The following is a 17854-nucleotide window of genomic DNA, read 5'->3' on the forward strand; positions in this document are numbered from 1 at the left end:
TTTTTTATACGTCGAGACCTAAATTTTATTAATAGTTGTTTATTTCACTGCAACCTATCATTGCCTGTAATGAAACTCCCTCTCCGTGTGAAGGAGGTTTCTCATTTCAGGTTAACATCTCTATGGTAGGAGCATAAATAAATGAGAAATACACTGCCGCTTGCAGGAATCAATGTTGTAGATTTTGGCCAATATATTGCGGGTCCCGCTGTTGCGATGATTCTTGCCGATTTAGGTGCAAACGTTGTACATATCGATCCGCTATGTGGCCCAATGTGGGATGATCCTGCTAATGCGGTGTTAAATCGAAATAAATTGTGTATTGAACTGGACTTGAAAACCAGTGAGGGACGCGAAAAAGCCCTTTGTCTCTGCGCTACTGCTGACATCATTATCGAAAATTTCCGCCCCGGTAAACTTCAAGGTCTAGGGATTGATTTTGAATCACTTCGTCAGGCCGATCCAAGGCTGATTACCTTATCTGTCCCCGGCTTTGCTTCTAACGACACACTCAGAAGGGAATGGAAAGCCACGGAAGCGATTATCTCTGCCACCTCCGGCGTATATGCTGACATGGGCTTCAACCGATTACTCATGGGCTGCAATCCAAGTTTCTCTCCATTGGCTTTAGGGTCAGCGTACGCGACAACGTTGGCAAGCAGTGCTGTATCTCTCGCCTTATATGCACGTGAAAAGAGTGGTCGGGGTGATCATATTGAAGTCCCTATAGCATCAGCTTTGATGGAAGGGCTGTCCTATAACTCGATAGTGATTGAAGGTCTCCCTGAGCGTTACGCCACCATGCGCGAGCATGAGATTGCTCGTCGTCGTGAGCATGGGCTTGAAATGGATGTGACATACGAGGAGTTGCAGGAGTTTCTTGACCCATTTTTCCGCACGTACGAATGCAAAGATGGGCGTTTTTTTTACGTCGTCTGTCCTTCGCATCGTAATCATGCGAAACGCTGCCTGCAGGTTGCGGGACTCTATGATGAGCTCGTTGACGAGGGGCTTCCTGATGTTGAGGACTTGTATCTGCCCATTGCAGAATGGGACGGAGAGACCTCTATTGGCGTGTACCCATTGCCAAAAAAATGGGCGGACATTATTGCTGAAAAAATGAAGCGTGCTTTTGTGGCTAAAACCTCTGAAGAATGGGGCCAGATATTTGGGGAGCATGGCATTCCTGGTGCGCCACATCGTTCTACACAAGAATGGATGGGCAACCCTCACAATGTTGAAAGCGGCCTAACTGTCACCGTGAATGATGAAAACTATGGTGAAATGAAACAGCCGGGACCGTTCGTTTGGTTTGAAGGCATGGGAGAGGAACTGTGCGACGTGTCACCTCGTCAGTATGGTGATTTTAATGATGCCAAATATCTCTTTTCTTTCCGTTCAGAACCTACGTTGAACATCGCATCTCTTGATCAGGAGCAAGGCCAACAAGATGACAACAATCCACTTTGGCTAGATGGTGTGCGTGTACTCGACCTTACCAATGTCATTGCTGGGCCCCATTCCACAGGGTTCTTGGCGCGCTTTGGTGCCAAAGTGACGAAACTGGACCCTACCAAATCCCTTTACGATCCACTCATTGGCGTCTTGTTTAGCTTTTTGTCTAACTGCGGAAAAGAAAGCCTATTGATGGATATGCTGACTGACCAAGGAAAAACCATTTTTGAAGAATTGGTTAAAGAAAGTGACGTGGTTGTGATCAACGCTCCAGAGCGTCAAGTTGAGGCGTTAGGGTTAAGCGATGCACGGTTGAAAGCCATCAATCCCAATGTGATATTTTGTCGTTTAGATTGCTTTGGTGGTCCTAAGCGCGGTGAAAAAACCGACTACATTGGCTATGACGATATTATTCAAGCCAATAGCGGGATCATGAGTCGCTTTGGCGGGGCGCAAACCCCAGAAGAACATGCCCATATCGGCACTTTGGATGTGAACTGCGGTTTTGCTGGTGGTTTGAGTATTGCAGTGGCGTTATACCATCGTGAAAGAACGGGACAAGCACTCCGTGCAAGAACATCACTGTCGTCAATCTCGAATCTAGCGCAGATAAAATATAGCCATGAATATGCTAGCCGCGGACCGTTTAACGAGCCGTCCGGCCGAGAGGCTTTGGGCTACCATAGTCTGTCCCATATTTATCCGACATCGGATGGTTGGCTGTATCTTGATGCGTCTGAAAAGGATTTCGTGACGTTTGAGTTGCTCAAGCACTTTCGAGGGGTTTCTGTTTGCAATGAAACTGAGCGAAAAGCGCTTATCGCCAATGCCTTGCGGAAGCAGACCTGTGATTACTGGATCAATACATTTTGCGAGCTAGACATAGGTGCAGCGGAAATAAAAAGCATTGAATGGCTACGCGATAAGTACAGCCGAAAAAGCGATGGAAAAGTGGGGAGTGACCTAGGGAGCTATGCATTTTCTGTTTATGAAGACCACCCAAGTGGCTTAGAAACTACCACCGTCGATCATTATTCTATTCGGCCTTCCCATGCAGGGATCATTGCGCTCAAACCGACAGAGAGATTTGGCACTTCGAGCCGTGAGGTTCTTTCTCGTTTGTCGTTAAGCGATGATGCGATTCAAGCGCTAATCAATACGGGTGTTGTCAGTGAAGGCTGGTCTGATGCATTTATACCGAACTAATATTTTAAACGAAGTGGTTGGGTAAATAGCGAGGCTCGTCTTCTCAAAGCCTTTTAGCGAAAGGCTTAGGTGTCACTCTGAGAAGGTAGGTTTTTAACATATTCACTATAAAAAATGGCGCTCAATGAGCGCCATTTTTGATGTTATTACTTATTCAATCCTTTCTTATAAATCACGTTCTACGCTCGATTCACGCGGTTCCTCATCGTCAATCTTCCAGATAGTCCAGCCCATTACACCAAATATTATGGTCACAATCGGAGAGATCCAGCAGAAGAAATTGAAGGGTAGATACGCGAGTGTCGCAACACCCAATGTGGCTGCTTGATAGGCACCGCCCGAGTTCCAAGGAACAAGGTTCGCGGTTACCGTGGCAGAATCTTCAACCGCACGTGAGAGGTTTTCGGGCGCAAGCCCGCGCTCTCGATAGGCTTCAGAGTAGCTTCGAGCCGTCATCACAATCGCCATGTATTGATCACACAAAATTAAGTTTGCGCCAATAGCGGTTAGTACAGTCGAAACGACCAGGGAGCCGGTAGATTTTGCGGCAGAAAGAATTTTGTCCGCAATAACGCGAAGCTGGTTGGTTCGCTCCATCACGCCGCCAAACATCATGGCAACAATGATCAAGCTGATGGTATACATCATCGAGTCCATACCGCCGCGAGAAAGCAGGGAATCTACATCGGAGACACCCGTTTCAGAGGTATAGCCACCAAACGCAACACTTGCTATGGCGTTGTAGTCTGCGCCTTGCAGACTGGCTGCACAAATCGCACCTGCAATAACACCCAATGCAATACCAGGGATGGCAGGCATTTTCTTATAAGACACACCAAGCACTATCAAAAGGGGAAGGAAGAGAACAGGGTTGATGAAGAAAGTGCTATCCAGTGTAGTGAGAATCGTATCGATGCGTTCGATGTTGCTGTTACTTGCACTGTATTGCAGGCCAAGTACGATTTCGATGATCATTGTGATGCTTATCGAAACGCCCGTGGTGTAAGACATGTGCTTGATGTGGGTAAACAGATCGGTACCCGCCATTGCGGGGGCGAGGTTAGTTGTGTCAGAAAGCGGTGACATTTTGTCGCCAAAATAGGCGCCTGATAAAACCGCTCCAGCAACAAGTGGCAAGGGAAACCCGAGCCCACCACCAACGCCCATCAGCGCGACACCAATCGTCCCTGTTGTGCCCCAACTTGTGCCTGTTGCCAGCGAGGTGACGGCACAGATAATCACGCAAGCGGGCAAGAAAATCTCTGGTGCCAACACTTGCAGCCCATAATAGATTAGCGTGGGCACAACGCCTGCAAGAATCCAAACGYCAATGAGCGAGCCGACAATCATGAGAATAATCATTGCGGGCAAGGCATTGTATATGCCGTTTACCATCCCGGCTTGAATGTCTTTCCATTGGAACCCACAACGAAGCGCGACAATACAAGCGACGATGACGCCGAGCAGCATCGGTATTTGGGGGTCCAGCCCATAGATGACGATTGATATACTGATACCAAGCACAAGTGATAAGAGCGAGAGAATGGCTTCCCATAGCAGTGGTGCTCTCGCACCTTCAGGAATATCCGTCTTCATGTTACCTCCAGTTGTTTACATTTTTGACCGGAAAATGTGCGTTCTTTATATACGTTCATGTGTTTTACGAGCGGAAAAAGAAGCGGTTTCTGATAAAGCACAGGTGTTAGGAAGCAATGCCGAAGGCCCAATTGGCCTGACATGACTCTTCTCGTTTTGGCGGGAGATCGTATCCGTCATAGGAAACCCTCTCCGAAGAATGAACAGAATTCATCGGAGAACACAGCACATGCTTATTATTATTGGTTGAGGGCAAATGCCCGCAAGGTACTTTTTAGCAAGGTTTTATCTCTTGCTTCTTTCATCGTATGCGTCATGGACAGGGATGTGGTGTTGTAGATACGAGACGTAGCGTTGTTTTATCGCAGTTTGATGACCCTTTGCTTGTTTAGAAATATCAAATACTGTTGAAATTGAGCGTTAGCGCCAAATTGCTGTCTTCAAGCCAAAGAATGTGCACTGTTTTTTGTGCTTGCGCCTCGCGGGCAGAGATGAGGAAGAAAGGGCAGGTTTTCGTCAAAACGGAAGGCAAAATTAATGAAATACAGTTTGATTAATAAATGAAAGACTTTCACAGATTTTGATAGCTTGAGCATAGTCCGCTTCGTCGTCGACATAGATGCCAAGCTGAATATAACTGGTGTGTGAAAAGGCAAAGCAATACACGGAGGCGACGCGGTAATCGTTGGTTTCTTCAAACAGGCGATAGCGATAAAAGATAAGCCCATCTCTTTCCGTCTGCTGAACATCGAACGCTTTCTCCGCTTGTTCTTCTGCAACCCATTCCAGCGCTTCTTCGCGAGACTCTTCAGGCTCAATGCCCCACACAGAGCACCATATTGTTAGGCCCGATTTCCAGATCACTAAGTCTTCATCTTCCATTTTGCTCTGAAATGTTGATGGGAGAGTGACTGTCCATTCATCAGTGAGCGGGGTGTTTCCTGAAACGGTCGAATATTCAATATCATCGTGCATGTGAGTGAGAACGCCTGCGTAAATATATGGAACAAAGTAAGAGATTGCGAAGCCTACCATTTAAGACACGCTGGCGTCTTGTTATCCCATGATTTTGTGCACCATGACTGTTGGTATTCAAGGTGTGTAGGAGTCAATTCTGATGACAAAATAGTCAAAAAGAAGAAAGCGGGAGCGAAATTGATTGAAGCCCTTAGCAATTCGTTTTCAAATGGGTTGGAACTATCAACCTTGTGCTCCTCACGCATTATCAGTGCAGAGTCATTCAACTATAAGGCTTTCCCAAAAAGCCAAGGATATCGTCATGAACCAGCTAGTGGTATTGGGCAGCGTAAATGCAGATCACGTTTTGCAAGTCCCTTCTTTTCCTCGCCCTGGCGAAACACTTATTGGTCGTCAATACCAAGTTATCCCTGGTGGAAAGGGAGCAAATCAAGCCGTTGCTGCAGCAAGACTAAATGCCGATATTGGCTTTATTGCCTGTGTGGGTGACGATGCGTTTGGTGTGAACATTCGCCAGCGTTTTGAGAGCGATGGTATCAATATCGCTGGGGTGAAAATTCAATCGGATTGTCCAACGGGCATTGCGATGATTCAGGTATCAGACAGTGGCGAAAATAGCATTTGCCTCTCACCAGAAGCTCACCTCTGCAGTGATTGAGCCAGAGTTAGAACGCATCAAAAATGCAGATTATCTGTTGATGCAACTAGAAACGCCGCTCGATGGCATTGAGCGTGCAGCGATTGTGGCGAAAGCGCATGGTACTCAGGTGATCCTAAATCCTGCGCCAGCCGCCGATTTGCCTGATAGCCTGCTTCAGTCTGTTGATATCATCACGCCTAATGAAACCGAAGCAGAAGTGTTAACGGGCATTAAAGTGGAATGCGAGAGCAGCGCACAACAGGCGGCAGGGATCCTTCATCAAAAAGGGATCAATACCGTGATGATCACTTTGGGGGCCAAGGGTGTGTATCTGAGTCAGCAAGATGAAGAAAGCCTTCAACTGTCTGGTGGAATTATCGAAGGTTTTCGTGTTAAGGCCACAGACACAACGGCTGCGGGTGATACTTTTAACGGCGCATTTGTGACAGGTTTGATGGAACGAATGTCTATAACGTCAGCCATTCGGTTTGCTCATGCCGCCGCTGCAATTTCGGTCACGCGTTTTGGTGCGCAAACCTCCATTCCGACTCGAGAGGAAGTGGACGTGTTTTTGGCGAGTCAGAAACAACATCGGATGATTGTATGAAAACAGGGAGGTATGCTTGAACACTATCGGTGAAAGGGCGTTGATCGTCGAAGGTGGTGCGATGCGAGGCATCTTCTCTTGCGGTGTGCTTGACCATTTTATGGCTCAAGGATTTTCATCGTTTGATAGCTTCTGGGGCGTGTCTGCCGGTGCCAGTAATCTTGCGGCTTACCTTGCGAATATGCCCGGTCGTAACCGCAAAATTTATCTCGATTATAGCCTGCGCAAAGAATTCATCAGACCGGGGAAATTTGCCTTGGGCGGTGATTTGATGGATCTCGATTGGATGTGGGAGATCACACTCAAAGAGCTAGGGATAGATAAAGACGTTCTTCGTGCAGATCCAAGACCATTCTTTCTCGGTGTCACACGGCAAGACACAGGCGAAGCGGAATACTTAACGCCACATGTAGACATACTGGCCGACACCATGAAAGCCAGTAGTGCGTTGCCCGTAATGTATCGACACGGGGTTGATCTAGGCGGTGTACGGTATGTTGATGGCGGCGTGGCGGATGCCATTCCTGTTGCCGAAGCGATTCGTCGAGGAGCAAGGTCTATCATGGTGCTTCGAAGCCGTCCAAACAGCTATCGTAAATCTGCACCCAAGTTCGCGGCATTAACCAAACGTTTATTGAACGATCACCCCCAACTCATTGAGCCCATGCTTACCCGCCATCTTCGCTATAACGCCGCGTTGACATTGATTAATAATCCGCCTCCCGGCGTTACCATCATTGAAATTTGTCCGCCAGAGAATTTCAGCCTTAAACGCTTGAGCCGAAATGCAGCTTCACTCGAGCTTGCGTATGACATTGGTGTGGCGTCAGGGCAAGGCGCGATTGAACGTTGGCAGCAAGCACAGGAAAAATCGCTCGCTTGTTGCCCATCGTCTGTCGAAGATCAAACAAAAGGCTGATTGCACCTTGTTACCTTGTTATTGTTCAAGGAAATGGCAGGTATAATGCCGCCTCGTTAAATCGCCAGTATTTGTTCATGAAACTTGCCAATAGCCCAGTCACTCAGCACATGTTTGAAGATATTCCGTTTTTTCTAAAACGAGATGATCTGCTTCATAGCCAATTTTCCGGCAACAAAGCGCGAAAATTGATGTCGCTATTGCAACATGACGACCCCAATATTACTCACCTGATCGGTTATGGTTCGCCCCAAGCGAATTCGCTGCTTTCTCTAGCAGCCCTCGCTGCCATCAAAGGTTGGCAGCTTGAGTTCTATGTTGATCGAATTCCGAGTTGGCTAAAATCAAGCCCTATTGGTAATTACCGCGGTGCGCTCGATCTCGGCGCAAAAGTGATCGAGATGTCGGACGTTAGCGCAGAGCAGATACACCCCGAAGTATTTATTAAAAAACACAGACAGGATGAACATCATCTGCTGGTGCCGGAGGGGGGGCGCTCGCCAATTGCAGAAGCCGGTGTGAAAACACTCGCAGATGAAATTATAGAGTGGTCGCGATTCAACCAAGAGAAGCCAATTGTTGTCGCCTTACCCTCAGGAACAGGTACTACGGCGCTTTATCTAAACAAACACCTTAGTGAACATGGTATTGACGTGGTCACGTGCCCGTGTGTGGGCGGTGAAGACTATCTAACCGCTCAATTCAACGAACTGAATGAAGCCAACCATCCGACTGTGTTAACGCGCAGCCAGAAACATCATTTCGGTAAGTTGTATGAGGCGGATTACCGTGTTTGGCAGTCTTTACTCGACCAAACCCACATCGAGTTTGACCTTTTGTACGACCCATTAATGTGGCGTTGTTTACTGGAATGGTATCCTCAAAATAGCGATAAGCAATTGTTGTACATTCACCAAGGTGGTGTGCTGGGCAATGAAAGCATGCTGCCGAGATATCAGCGAAAATTTGATGATGTGCAATAGCTCTTACGTTATGCGCATATTCACCTGTTAAGCTCAATCGCTTTGGGACAGAAACGGTTTAGAGCTAGCGTTCTAAACCGATAATTTTGGATAAGCTGGGTTTGAGCAAAGAAAGGCTCAAATGTGTCTACTGAGTCGATGGCTATTCAATCACTTATCTCATCATTAGCTTTTGAGTCGTTGTATCAAATACGCCAACGCAAGTTTCATCGAATGGTAATTGCGCGATTACATCACCATTACTGGAGATGATGATACTGCCACCCAAGCCACTATTATTGGGGTTATTTAGTGAATGAGGCCAATTGCACTGAATTACCATGGCGGAGAGGGAGCGAGCTATCCTCTTGGAATCTGCTTCATAATTAGCATGTTCGGCGTTCACTGAAGACTCAGCCTGACCAATGTAGCTTGGCCATAAAACATGAGATGGTGACTTAGATGATAATTGTTCTATAACCCAATTGATATCGTTGGCTTCACAACATAAATACGCGCTGAACGTACCAAGTTCATGTTCAAAAACAGCGCGTTTATCACCAGATTCAAAAAATGTCGATTCACTTGGAGTTAGCCCTACTTTGCGCCAAACTATCTCTGAGTAACCAAGTTTATTGATAGCCGCATAGGCATTATAAATTTTACTATTTTCAATTAATGGATAACCGACAAAGATCAACGTGTTTGATTGTTGGCATTGAGTTGATATTTCATTGAGTGAATTTTCGATTACATGCTGCTGTGCTTGATTTTTAATATCTCGATGGAAACCTGTGATTGTGAGCTCAGGAAACACTAGAATATCTAAATCACGGTTCTCGGCAATAGTGTTACAAATCGTTTTCGTATTTTCTTCAACCGTCCAACTCATGGGCATTTGAGCTATACCTACTTTCAAGGAACACCTCACTACAATGAAAATACATCAGTGTTATCAGGCCGTTTAGGCCCCGCTTGAAGACACTGTTATAACACGCCGAAAATCTGACACTTACAAACCAGTTGTATCTTTTGGATGGTGTATGCCGTCGTAGATTTTTACTGGCTCTAACTCATAGGGATTAACGCCTTCAAGGCAAGCAACATTAATTGCATATTGGTGCGGGTTAGAGCGTCTTTGATGATGGGTGTATATGCCGCAGGTTTTACAAAAGAAGTGCTTCGCCGTCATTGTATTAAATTGATAAAGGGTCAAGTTGTCTTCACCTTTTACTATTTTTAGGTTTTCAAGCAAAACGGAGGCGGCAATAGCGCCGCGCTTTCTACACATGGAACAGGTACAACGACGGGGATCTTCCAGTCCGTTTGGCATTGTCAGTTCTAGCTCAACGGCGCCACAGTGACAACTTGCTTTGTGTACTTTCATTATGTGCATATTATCATTCCATGCCGTTCGACTAGTCTGCCTATATCTCAACAAATTTACCATATAGCCCGAAAAATCCGCCTATCAACCTAGTGGTTTGCGAGCAAAATGGGAAAGTTCGACGTCACTAAATAGATACCAACGAGCTTAACTGTATGTATTCAATTGGGCTTTTGGACAGGTACTGTGCATGAGGGAAATTGGGTTCCTTGGGGCGGGTTTATGTGCAGAGATGCGTGAAAAGCTAGGTTACGTTGAGACATAACTAAAACGAGCCAAGCAGTCAGAATAGACTCAAATCTGATTGGAAAAGTGACAAGTTGAACTTTGACTCCCCATGAATAACTTTGCTTCGTGACTTTCTCCTGTATCGTCACTCCTAATACACACGCCACATTGTGTGAAAACATAGACATCTTTGCTTTCAACTAAGCCTTAACTTGCTACGCTTCTCTGAACATGAAATCGGACTAGGTGATTCCCATCGAAGCACGTTTGCAATCCTTCGCGGCTCGATTACACACTCAAATGCAGCACCCTCTGTGTGTCCACGTGGTCATATTTTTTGGCACGCTTGTCAGTTTTTATCTTTCTTCGTTTTTCACGTATCAACCAAAGCACTATTTCGTTCTTTCTTTCGTGAATGCGTTTGTCGCCGCGGGGATGTTGTTGATTGGGGTTCGTGCTCTACCTGCGATCGTTTTGGCCTTGATTGTTCACTATGTGTTGTTTGTCGATGTGGCAATAGGGTATGCGGTTCTGTTTTCGCTGGTTCTCCCCATCCCACCGATTCTGATCAGCCAGATACACCTAAAAGTCATAAAGCATGTGAAGCAGCAGAGCAGCGTTTTACTGATGTCGAGCGTCTACTTTTTGCTGTTTGGTTTGGCGTTACCCATGCTGCAAACATCGCTGTTGCTGTTTGTGTCCTACCTTTCCAAGATTTCTCTAAGCCTTGAATTTATGCTGCTTTCTTCGTCGAGTGTCGCTTTGACGCACATGATACTCACACCGATTATATTTCTAGCGTTGAGCGTGTTGTTTGGGGTAGGGAAAAGTAAATACATTGCATTGGACGAGCAGATATTCGAGATGAACAGCACGGTATGGAGCTATCGTGTATGGGCTGGGGTATTACTTGTGACGCTTGGAAGCATCGCGATTGTGCCTGAGTCAATGTTGCTCTATTCGTTATGGTTCTTTTTCTTAGTGACTGTCTTCGTGGGTATTGGTCGCTTTGGGATTATTCGGCCTATGGTGCTTGGGCTGCTGGTGGTGGGGGTGATGCTGTATAACGCCACAGCTAAAGTGAATGATGCATGGGGATATGATGATAGATATGTAGGCTTAATCGAGGTGTTGGTAGCGTTTGTCGTGCTGGCCTACATCCACGGAAGTTCGACGATAAGAAGCTTCATTCTTTCACAAGAGAAAATCCATAACGAACGGACAGACCCTTATACGGGGCTTTACAATCTTGCACAGCTTAAGGATGACGTCGCGAATTGCAAGAAACCGATCTTGGTGTTTCTTGATTTGTGGCCAACCTTGTCGAAGTTAGCGGGAATAGGGTACAGCGGTCAGACTCAGTTACTGCTTCAAATTACTCGAAGCTTGTTCACAACCCGTTCAGACATTAAACGCGCGTATCGACCGCCGTTTACCACGGGTGTTCTATTTATTCTTCCCATGACTGATAACGTTCAAAGAGAACTTGTGTCTATTAGTGCAATGTTGGATGAGTTTCAGTTCTATTGGAAAGGCACGTCAATGAGTTTGGTGTCGCATACCTTACATTGCTTTCCGCTGCCCAATGACGAGGATTTGGATGCAAAAATTTCAACCTTTTGTGACCAGCCTTATTATGCACATCAGAAAATCTTGTGGTTTGACGATAGCGAGCAAAGCACGCCAAGGATGTCTCGGTTGCTCAAGGTTCAACATGCCATTAAGCACAATGAGTTTGTGCTTTACTGTCAACCATATAGACACCTCCATAACTCGCATTCAGGAAGCCACTTCGAAGTGCTACTTAGGTTACATCCAGCCGATGGCAGCCAATTGGAGCCTGCGGAGTTTTTTCCAATGGTTAATGAATTTGGTGTTGAAGAACAGTTGGATAAATGGGTGATTGAAAACACGTTTAAGCTGCTATCAGAAAACCTTCTTCAATGGGAGTCAATTAATCGCTGTGCTATCAACTTAACAGCAAAATCCCTCGGTGATGATGAATTGGCATCGTTTGTCCTTAGGCTCGCCGAAAAATACGACATACCGTTAGGTCGTATTTGCTTTGAAATTACGGAATCTGCAGCATTAGAAAATGAAGCACAAGCCATAGCGACCGTTGAGGAATTGAAATTGGCGGGTTGTACGATTGCGCTGGATGATTTTGGAACGGGTTATGCGAGTTTTGCCTATTTACGACGTATTCCTGTGACGGTGCTAAAGATTGATGGGGAGTTCATTCGTAACCTGCCAACCAACCCGACTGATAGGTTGATTGTTGAGTCGATCCATCTTGTGGCAAATAACATGTCCTTAGTAACCGTTGCTGAGTATGTAGAAACAGAAGCACATGCTGATTTGTTACGAGAGATTGGGATTGATTATGCTCAGGGATTTGGCATGGCGATGCCACTTCCATTGGATGAACACATTAAATCTATCAATGTGTCTGTTGGCACATAAGATTGGTAGCAAGATAGCAAGATAGCAAGATAGCAAGGTAGCAAGTCAGTAAGTGGGTAAGTGATGAACGGGCACTGACGATGTATAAAAAAAGGGGAGGAGTTGAGTTGAACGAGGTACTTGAAAAAGCCAGCAGAATCGTTGTTCTTTTGGCTTTTAATCTATGCCATCAGTTGTCGCTAGTAACGCTTACTTACGTTTAGGCAGTTTATAGATACGGCCTGCTGCAGCATATGTATCGCGGTCTTTGATATCGAACTGTGTAAAGAAGAACCAAGCGACAAATACAATCACATCTTCGCCTACATTCATCACGTGGTCGGCAAATTCTTCTTCTTCACCACTGTCATTTACGTCAGTAAATACATGATAAACGCGGTTTTCACCTTCCATTTCGGCGAGAGAAAACTGACCAGTCAGAGCGGTTGCTGCTTCAGCGATGTTCTCATCGTCACTCGCCTTTAGCAGGTTGAGTGCATCAGGTAGGCTGGTTGTTTCGCATAAGGCTTTTACCAGCGTTTCAAAATCTTGTTGTTCCATGTAGGAATCCAATCTGTTACTAAAAATAAAACGGAAAATGCCCGGCTGAACCGGGCATTTCATGACGCAGAGGTGAGTTTACTCAGCAACTTCTGCGTTGTGGTATACGTTTTGTACGTCGTCGCAATCGTCTAGCATGTCCATAAACTTGTCGAAAGCAGCCACATCGTCGCCTTTCACTTCCGTCATGGTTTGTGGAACGAACGTGATTTCTTCAACATCTAGAACTACGTCAGGCATTGATTCAGCCAGTGCGTTTTTCACTTTGAAGAACTCAGTCGTTGGTGCGAATACGGTGATCACGCCATCTTCACACTCAATGTCAGTCACGTCTGCATCTGCCATCATCAGTGCTTCAAGTACGGCTTCTTCGTCTTCACCCGCGAATTGGAATACTGCTTGGTGCTCGAACATGTGAGCAACAGTGCCTGGGCCACCAATTTTTGAATTGGTTTTCACGAAACACTGACGAACTTCCATGTAAGTACGGTTGTTGTTGTCTGTTAGACAGTCAACGATAACGGAGCAACCACCTGGGCCAAAACCTTCGTAGCGAGCAACTTCATAGTTTTCACCGCCGCCGCCTGCCGCTTTTTCAATCGCTTTTTCGATAACGTGGCTTGGCACCTGATCTTTCTTAGCTTTCTCGATCATGCGCTTTAGCGAAAGGTTGGTATCTGGATCGCCGCCACCGTTTTTCGCGATAACGTAGATTTCTTTACCGTACTTTGAATACACCTTAACTTTGGCGCCTTGAGTTTTCGCCATTGCATTTTTGCGAACTTCGAAACTGCGTCCCATGGGGAGTTACTCTCTATAATTTACGTTTGTTGAAGTAGGTGGATTTTATCAATCACTGCTTTGGTTTTTCCAGCATTAAAGTGATGTCAGCGCCATGAAATGCTGTGTGGGATCAAATCTGATGGTATTTGGACGTTTTATAGACGCAAAAAAGGCGGCTTGCGCCGCCCACTTTTGGTTTGCTAGAGAAATTACATCTCGTAGCGGATGTTGTCGATGTTCAGCACCATCGGGCCGGTTGGCTCGATAACAAAGATGTTTTTAAGACCACCAATGTTTGCTTTCGCACCTGGCGCAAAACGGTTTCCGTTTTCAATTAGCTCAGCAAAGCTAATGCGCACTTCTTTCCATTGACCCACAGGTGGTAAGTCGACATCAATATCACTTGATGCTGGCCAGCCACTGTCAACACGAACCATGATTTTGGTTTCTGGCGCTTGTTCTTCGATCATCATATCAAAGACAATCTCTCCGCCGTTCATCCAATCAGACATGTTAACTTCTGGTGATTCGAAGTAGAAGTTACCAATTTCACCGGTTTTCTTGATGCCAAGAACATTACCGCGCCCAGCCACTTCTTTCGTTTCGGTGTAGATCTTAAACTGCGGATCATACTCTTTCGAACGAAGGTGTTTGTCTAGCTTGTCGTCATACAAGGTAAACAATGGGCCTTTGGCGTAATCAGGACCTGGAATAATGATTTCTGGTGCTGCAGTACCGGCAACAAATTGTGCATCTTCTGATACGGTCGCACAGCCTTTGCCTGTCACAGGATCTTTCGAACATTCGTAAACACGAACGAAATCAACTTCCATGGTTTGAGGGAAAATAGAATCATCAATACCGCCTTCATTGGCGTTAGATGCCCATGAACCGCCCAATGCCAAGTTCAGGATCATGTGAAAACGCTGGTTAAACGGTGCATCGCTTTCGCCAGTTACCCATTTCCCGCCTTCTTTGTACTGGCTGTACCAGCCATCAGAACGCTGGGTTGCGTAGTGGTTGCCATCAATGAACCAACGCATTTCGTCTTTTTCCCACTCGATTGAGTATGTGTGGAAGCCATCCGCGGGGTTGATGTGATCAGGAAGCTCGTATTCGGCTGCGGTGCTCACGTTATCTGGCCATTCACGGCCATAGTGCAGCGTACCGTGGATACGGCCTTCTTTCTTGCCCGCTTCAGCACCGAGTTCATCGGTTGGTGTTTGCAGGTTAACCGCTTCTACGATATCAATCTCACCAGAAGCTGCCCAACCACCGTAAACGTAGTCGGTAGGAAGCATCCAAATGGCAGGCCATGTGCCTTGTCCAAATGGCAATTTAGCACGTACGTCAAAACGCCCATACTGCCAATCACCTTTGTTCATGGTTCTCAAACGAGCAGAAGTGTATGGTAGTGTCGCTTTGTGGCGAGTCTTGCCTTCTGGGTCGGAAGGACCTGTGAATTGGTAGTTACGTGCGACGATGTGTAGTTTTCCGTCTTCAACAAAAGAGTTAACAGGGCGCTTGGTGTAGCACTGGCGCTCAGCATTACCACCACCGTAACAGTTAACTTCGTGGCTCCATTTATTCTTATCAATGGTGTTGCCACTAAACTCATCGTTCCAAATTAGTGTCCACGAGTCGTTTGGTTGTACCTCTGCGACACTGGTGTCTGGGCCAGTGCTAACAGGTTGGTATACTTTCGACTCACACCCGACCATGGCACCTAACACTGCGCTGGCCAGCAGTACACGTCGATAAGGGAAATTACTCATTATTGTTTCCTTACTCGTCGGCAATTCATGAGAATTGCTAAAAATCTCTTATTCTTTAAGGCTACACATTTAGCGTAGCCATACATGACGTGAACGGCTTACCAGTAGGCATCAGCTTGAATACCGAAGACGATATCATCTTTGAGTTTTACCTTTGGATCTGTCTCATCGCCTGTGGTCCAAGATAGTGGCAAGTAAGTCGCAGTGAAACGGATCTCTGCCGTAGAGAGGCCATCGGAGAGAACAAACGTTGGCGCTACAGTAAATTTCGACTGATGCCAAGTACCGCCATTTTGGGTGTTCTCGTAAAAACCCGCTTCTGTCTGAACAATAAAGTTATCACGCACAGGGAAGATGTTACGCATCATGACAGAAACCCAGTAGTTGTAACCGCCATCATCAGCGCCTGACACTGAGTTTGTGCCTTCGTCGTTATACTGCGCTTGAATGGAAGGGAAGAACCCAATACCAGAACTGTTGGTGTAACCACCCCATAGCAAAACACGTGCGGATAATGCGTCTTCTTCACGGTGGGTAACAAGGTAATATGGGTCGCCAAAGTAATCACCCCATTCACCGGTATGATAGCCTTGAGTCACTGAACCCGGGCGCAGGGAGCTGTAATCGGTGATTGTGCCACCCAATAAGTTACCAGAACCCAGACCGCGCCCTGCTTGCGCGATAGCGTAAGAGAATGCATTGCCTTTAAGGCCAAAGAAATCGAGCATGTGATAAATAGCTGTTGCGTCGTAACCCGTGTCTGCCCACTGCTTGCCAGTAAAGTCCCAGTTATCAGGCATGTATTTGTAGTTACCCTGAACGGTTAACGCACCCAGTGTATAAGAGGCGTGAAAAGTGTGCATTGGGTTGTTTTGGTTTGACGCGATCAGTGCACGAGCGTCCGGGTCAGCGAAGCCGTCCTTGAATAGACCTGCATAGACATCAGTGCCACTTGAAAACGCTTTAGAAACGAAGTCTTCATAGCTTTCATTTAGACTGATGTTACGTTCGCTTGAGATGTAAGCAATATCAATGAAACCATCGCCGAGCTCATAATCTTGGATACCAGTACCGATCCCTTCAAGGTCGGTGTAGAAAAAGTCGGTCATGAAAATGTAGTTTTCTTCACCAATTTTTCTTTTTCCACCCCAAAGTGTCCCAGAGGGTGTCAGACCATCCATTTCGATAAAACCGATGAGGTCATCAAACTCGGTATTACCGACACCTATATGGATGCGAAGTTGTTGGTCGTCGTTAATATTGGTAATTGTGGTAAAACCAAAGTTACCGTCATTGTCTGACTCTAAACCAAGACGGCCAAGTTGCTCTTTCTGGCCACCGATATCAGCTTTCTTAAAGTCATTCTCCTTACTGGCAAAAAAACCAGCACGGAAATATCCGTGGAATTCGACTTCGTCAATGATGGCGGCATTTGCGGCGGGCATACCCGAGAGGGCTGCAGCTGCTCCTAATATCGCTATCGATAATCTGGACTTTTTCATTCTCACTCCGTTAGAGATTTGGCCACTCTAAAAGAAAGCGCTTTCTTATCTTTGTAATACTAACCCCGAAATTAAAATGAAAAATACCAGACACCCGAAGGGTATTCTTCATGTTAAGTGGCGGGTTTGACTAGTTTTAACGGCTCTCGTGTCTAAAAATCTTAAATGAAAAGTGAGTGTGACACTGTGAAACCGCTAGTCATCAGACAAACTAAGTAGGCTTGTTGTCCAGTGCAAATGTCACAACCTAAAAACACGCTCTAATTCACAAAATATTTACATTTAGCCCGATATTTTAGTGACTATGTCTCTTTATATGGTCTTTGTTGCATTTGAGTTTTCAATTTGTGCGATGTGAGTCACTTTTGAGAATCTTGCATTTTGTGCATTTGTTTACATGGTATTGCTCATCTAATTCGATATAGATTGCATAATGTTGTTGAGTTGTACTGCCCCTTAACAATAAATTTACATTATGCGCGAGATCTCTATCTCGACTGCAATAGAGCTGGGTAACCGGCTTTATTTTGACAATAAAGTGAAAGCGCTTTCTTTTGGCAATGACACCCACTTTGCAAAAAGATTTCTCTGTTCGGCAGGGGAGCTCTAAAACCAGCGGTTGGCAATGACGCGTCGCTGCTTAGATGTAGAATCAAAAATACGGACGACATGATGAAGAATTTTTTAGCTAAAACGGTGCTGCTTGCTTCCGTGGCGCTGGTTGGATGTGGCGGGGGCGATGAGCCACCCGTAAGCCAATCAGTCACGGGCGATGAAGCGAGCCCGAACAGTGGCGCGAAAACGATCTATTAC

General features: G+C 45.9%; 12 protein-coding genes and 1 pseudogene. 5 read left to right on the top strand and 8 right to left on the bottom strand.

Annotation, left to right across the window (positions count from 1 at the left end; all coding sequences use genetic code 11):
* Positions 1-141 precede the first annotated feature (141 nt).
* Positions 142-2661 (top strand): CoA transferase, encoded by a 2520-nt coding sequence (locus L4D06_RS13410; protein ID WP_429739914.1) that lies wholly within the window; start codon positions 142-144, stop codon positions 2659-2661.
* Between the two features lie 165 nt (positions 2662-2826).
* On the opposite strand, the gene nhaC is transcribed toward L4D06_RS13410, so the two are convergent.
* Both nhaC and L4D06_RS13420 read right to left on the bottom strand, forming a co-directional pair.
* Positions 2827-4257, bottom strand: coding sequence for a Na+/H+ antiporter NhaC (gene nhaC, locus L4D06_RS13415; RefSeq protein WP_429739916.1), 1431 nt, complete (start codon positions 4255-4257; stop codon positions 2827-2829).
* A 534-nt stretch (positions 4258-4791) separates the two neighbouring features.
* The gene (locus L4D06_RS13420) at positions 4792-5292 is read right to left on the bottom strand and encodes a hypothetical protein (protein ID WP_429739918.1); all 501 of its coding nucleotides are present in this window, start codon (positions 5290-5292) and stop codon (positions 4792-4794) included.
* A 244-nt stretch (positions 5293-5536) separates the two neighbouring features.
* Here L4D06_RS13420 and rbsK point away from each other — a divergent pair.
* From rbsK to L4D06_RS13435, 3 genes and pseudogenes are all read left to right on the top strand, one after another.
* Positions 5537-6482: pseudogene (gene rbsK, locus L4D06_RS13425) on the top strand (ribokinase).
* A 16-nt stretch (positions 6483-6498) separates the two neighbouring features.
* Positions 6499-7401 (top strand): patatin-like phospholipase family protein, encoded by a 903-nt coding sequence (locus tag L4D06_RS13430; protein WP_429739919.1) that lies wholly within the window; start codon positions 6499-6501, stop codon positions 7399-7401.
* A gap of 77 nt (positions 7402-7478) precedes the next feature.
* Positions 7479-8384, top strand: a complete 906-nt coding sequence (locus tag L4D06_RS13435) for a pyridoxal-phosphate dependent enzyme (protein WP_429739921.1) — start codon at positions 7479-7481, stop codon at positions 8382-8384.
* A 154-nt stretch (positions 8385-8538) separates the two neighbouring features.
* On the opposite strand, the gene L4D06_RS13440 is transcribed toward L4D06_RS13435, so the two are convergent.
* Entirely contained in the window at positions 8539-9282 is a 744-nt protein-coding gene (locus L4D06_RS13440) for a carbon-nitrogen hydrolase family protein (protein ID WP_429739923.1), read from the bottom strand.
* 93 nt (positions 9283-9375) lie between these two features.
* Positions 9376-9759 carry a GFA family protein gene (locus tag L4D06_RS13445; protein WP_429739924.1) on the bottom strand — a complete coding sequence of 128 codons (384 nt, stop codon included), beginning with the start codon at positions 9757-9759 and terminating at the stop codon, positions 9376-9378.
* Positions 9760-10302: 543 nt separating this feature from the next.
* Here L4D06_RS13445 and L4D06_RS13450 point away from each other — a divergent pair.
* Positions 10303-12441: an EAL domain-containing protein gene (locus tag L4D06_RS13450; RefSeq protein WP_429739926.1), complete on the top strand. Its 2139-nt coding sequence runs from the start codon at positions 10303-10305 to the stop codon at positions 12439-12441.
* Positions 12442-12630: 189 nt separating this feature from the next.
* Here the strand turns inward: L4D06_RS13450 and L4D06_RS13455 are convergent, their stop codons facing one another.
* From L4D06_RS13455 to L4D06_RS13470, 4 genes are all read right to left on the bottom strand, one after another.
* The gene (locus tag L4D06_RS13455) at positions 12631-12981 is read right to left on the bottom strand and encodes a hypothetical protein (RefSeq protein ID WP_274167052.1); all 351 of its coding nucleotides are present in this window, start codon (positions 12979-12981) and stop codon (positions 12631-12633) included.
* 78 nt (positions 12982-13059) lie between these two features.
* Positions 13060-13782 (bottom strand): YebC/PmpR family DNA-binding transcriptional regulator, encoded by a 723-nt coding sequence (locus L4D06_RS13460; protein WP_274167053.1) that lies wholly within the window; start codon positions 13780-13782, stop codon positions 13060-13062.
* Positions 13783-13973: 191 nt separating this feature from the next.
* Positions 13974-15539 carry a family 16 glycosylhydrolase gene (locus tag L4D06_RS13465; protein ID WP_429739927.1) on the bottom strand — a complete coding sequence of 522 codons (1566 nt, stop codon included), beginning with the start codon at positions 15537-15539 and terminating at the stop codon, positions 13974-13976.
* A 98-nt stretch (positions 15540-15637) separates the two neighbouring features.
* Positions 15638-17041 (bottom strand): carbohydrate porin, encoded by a 1404-nt coding sequence (locus tag L4D06_RS13470; RefSeq protein WP_274167055.1) that lies wholly within the window; start codon positions 17039-17041, stop codon positions 15638-15640.
* Between the last annotated feature and the right edge of the window lie 813 nt (positions 17042-17854).

The sequence above is a fragment of the Enterovibrio makurazakiensis genome, from assembly GCF_050336585.1.
GTDB lineage: Bacteria > Pseudomonadota > Gammaproteobacteria > Enterobacterales > Vibrionaceae > Enterovibrio > Enterovibrio gelatinilyticus.

Coding starts and splice junctions, on each gene's coding strand:
- L4D06_RS13460 (WP_274167053.1), bottom strand. CDS start 13,782: ATGGGACGCAGTTTCGAAGTTCGCAAAAATGCAATGGCGAAAACTCAA.
- L4D06_RS13455 (WP_274167052.1), bottom strand. CDS start 12,981: ATGGAACAACAAGATTTTGAAACGCTGGTAAAAGCCTTATGCGAAACA.
- L4D06_RS13465 (WP_429739927.1), bottom strand. CDS start 15,539: ATGAGTAATTTCCCTTATCGACGTGTACTGCTGGCCAGCGCAGTGTTA.
- L4D06_RS13435 (WP_429739921.1), top strand. CDS start 7,479: ATGAAACTTGCCAATAGCCCAGTCACTCAGCACATGTTTGAAGATATT.
- L4D06_RS13445 (WP_429739924.1), bottom strand. CDS start 9,759: ATGCACATAATGAAAGTACACAAAGCAAGTTGTCACTGTGGCGCCGTT.
- L4D06_RS13410 (WP_429739914.1), top strand. CDS start 142: ATGAGAAATACACTGCCGCTTGCAGGAATCAATGTTGTAGATTTTGGC.
- L4D06_RS13420 (WP_429739918.1), bottom strand. CDS start 5,292: ATGGTAGGCTTCGCAATCTCTTACTTTGTTCCATATATTTACGCAGGC.
- L4D06_RS13470 (WP_274167055.1), bottom strand. CDS start 17,041: ATGAAAAAGTCCAGATTATCGATAGCGATATTAGGAGCAGCTGCAGCC.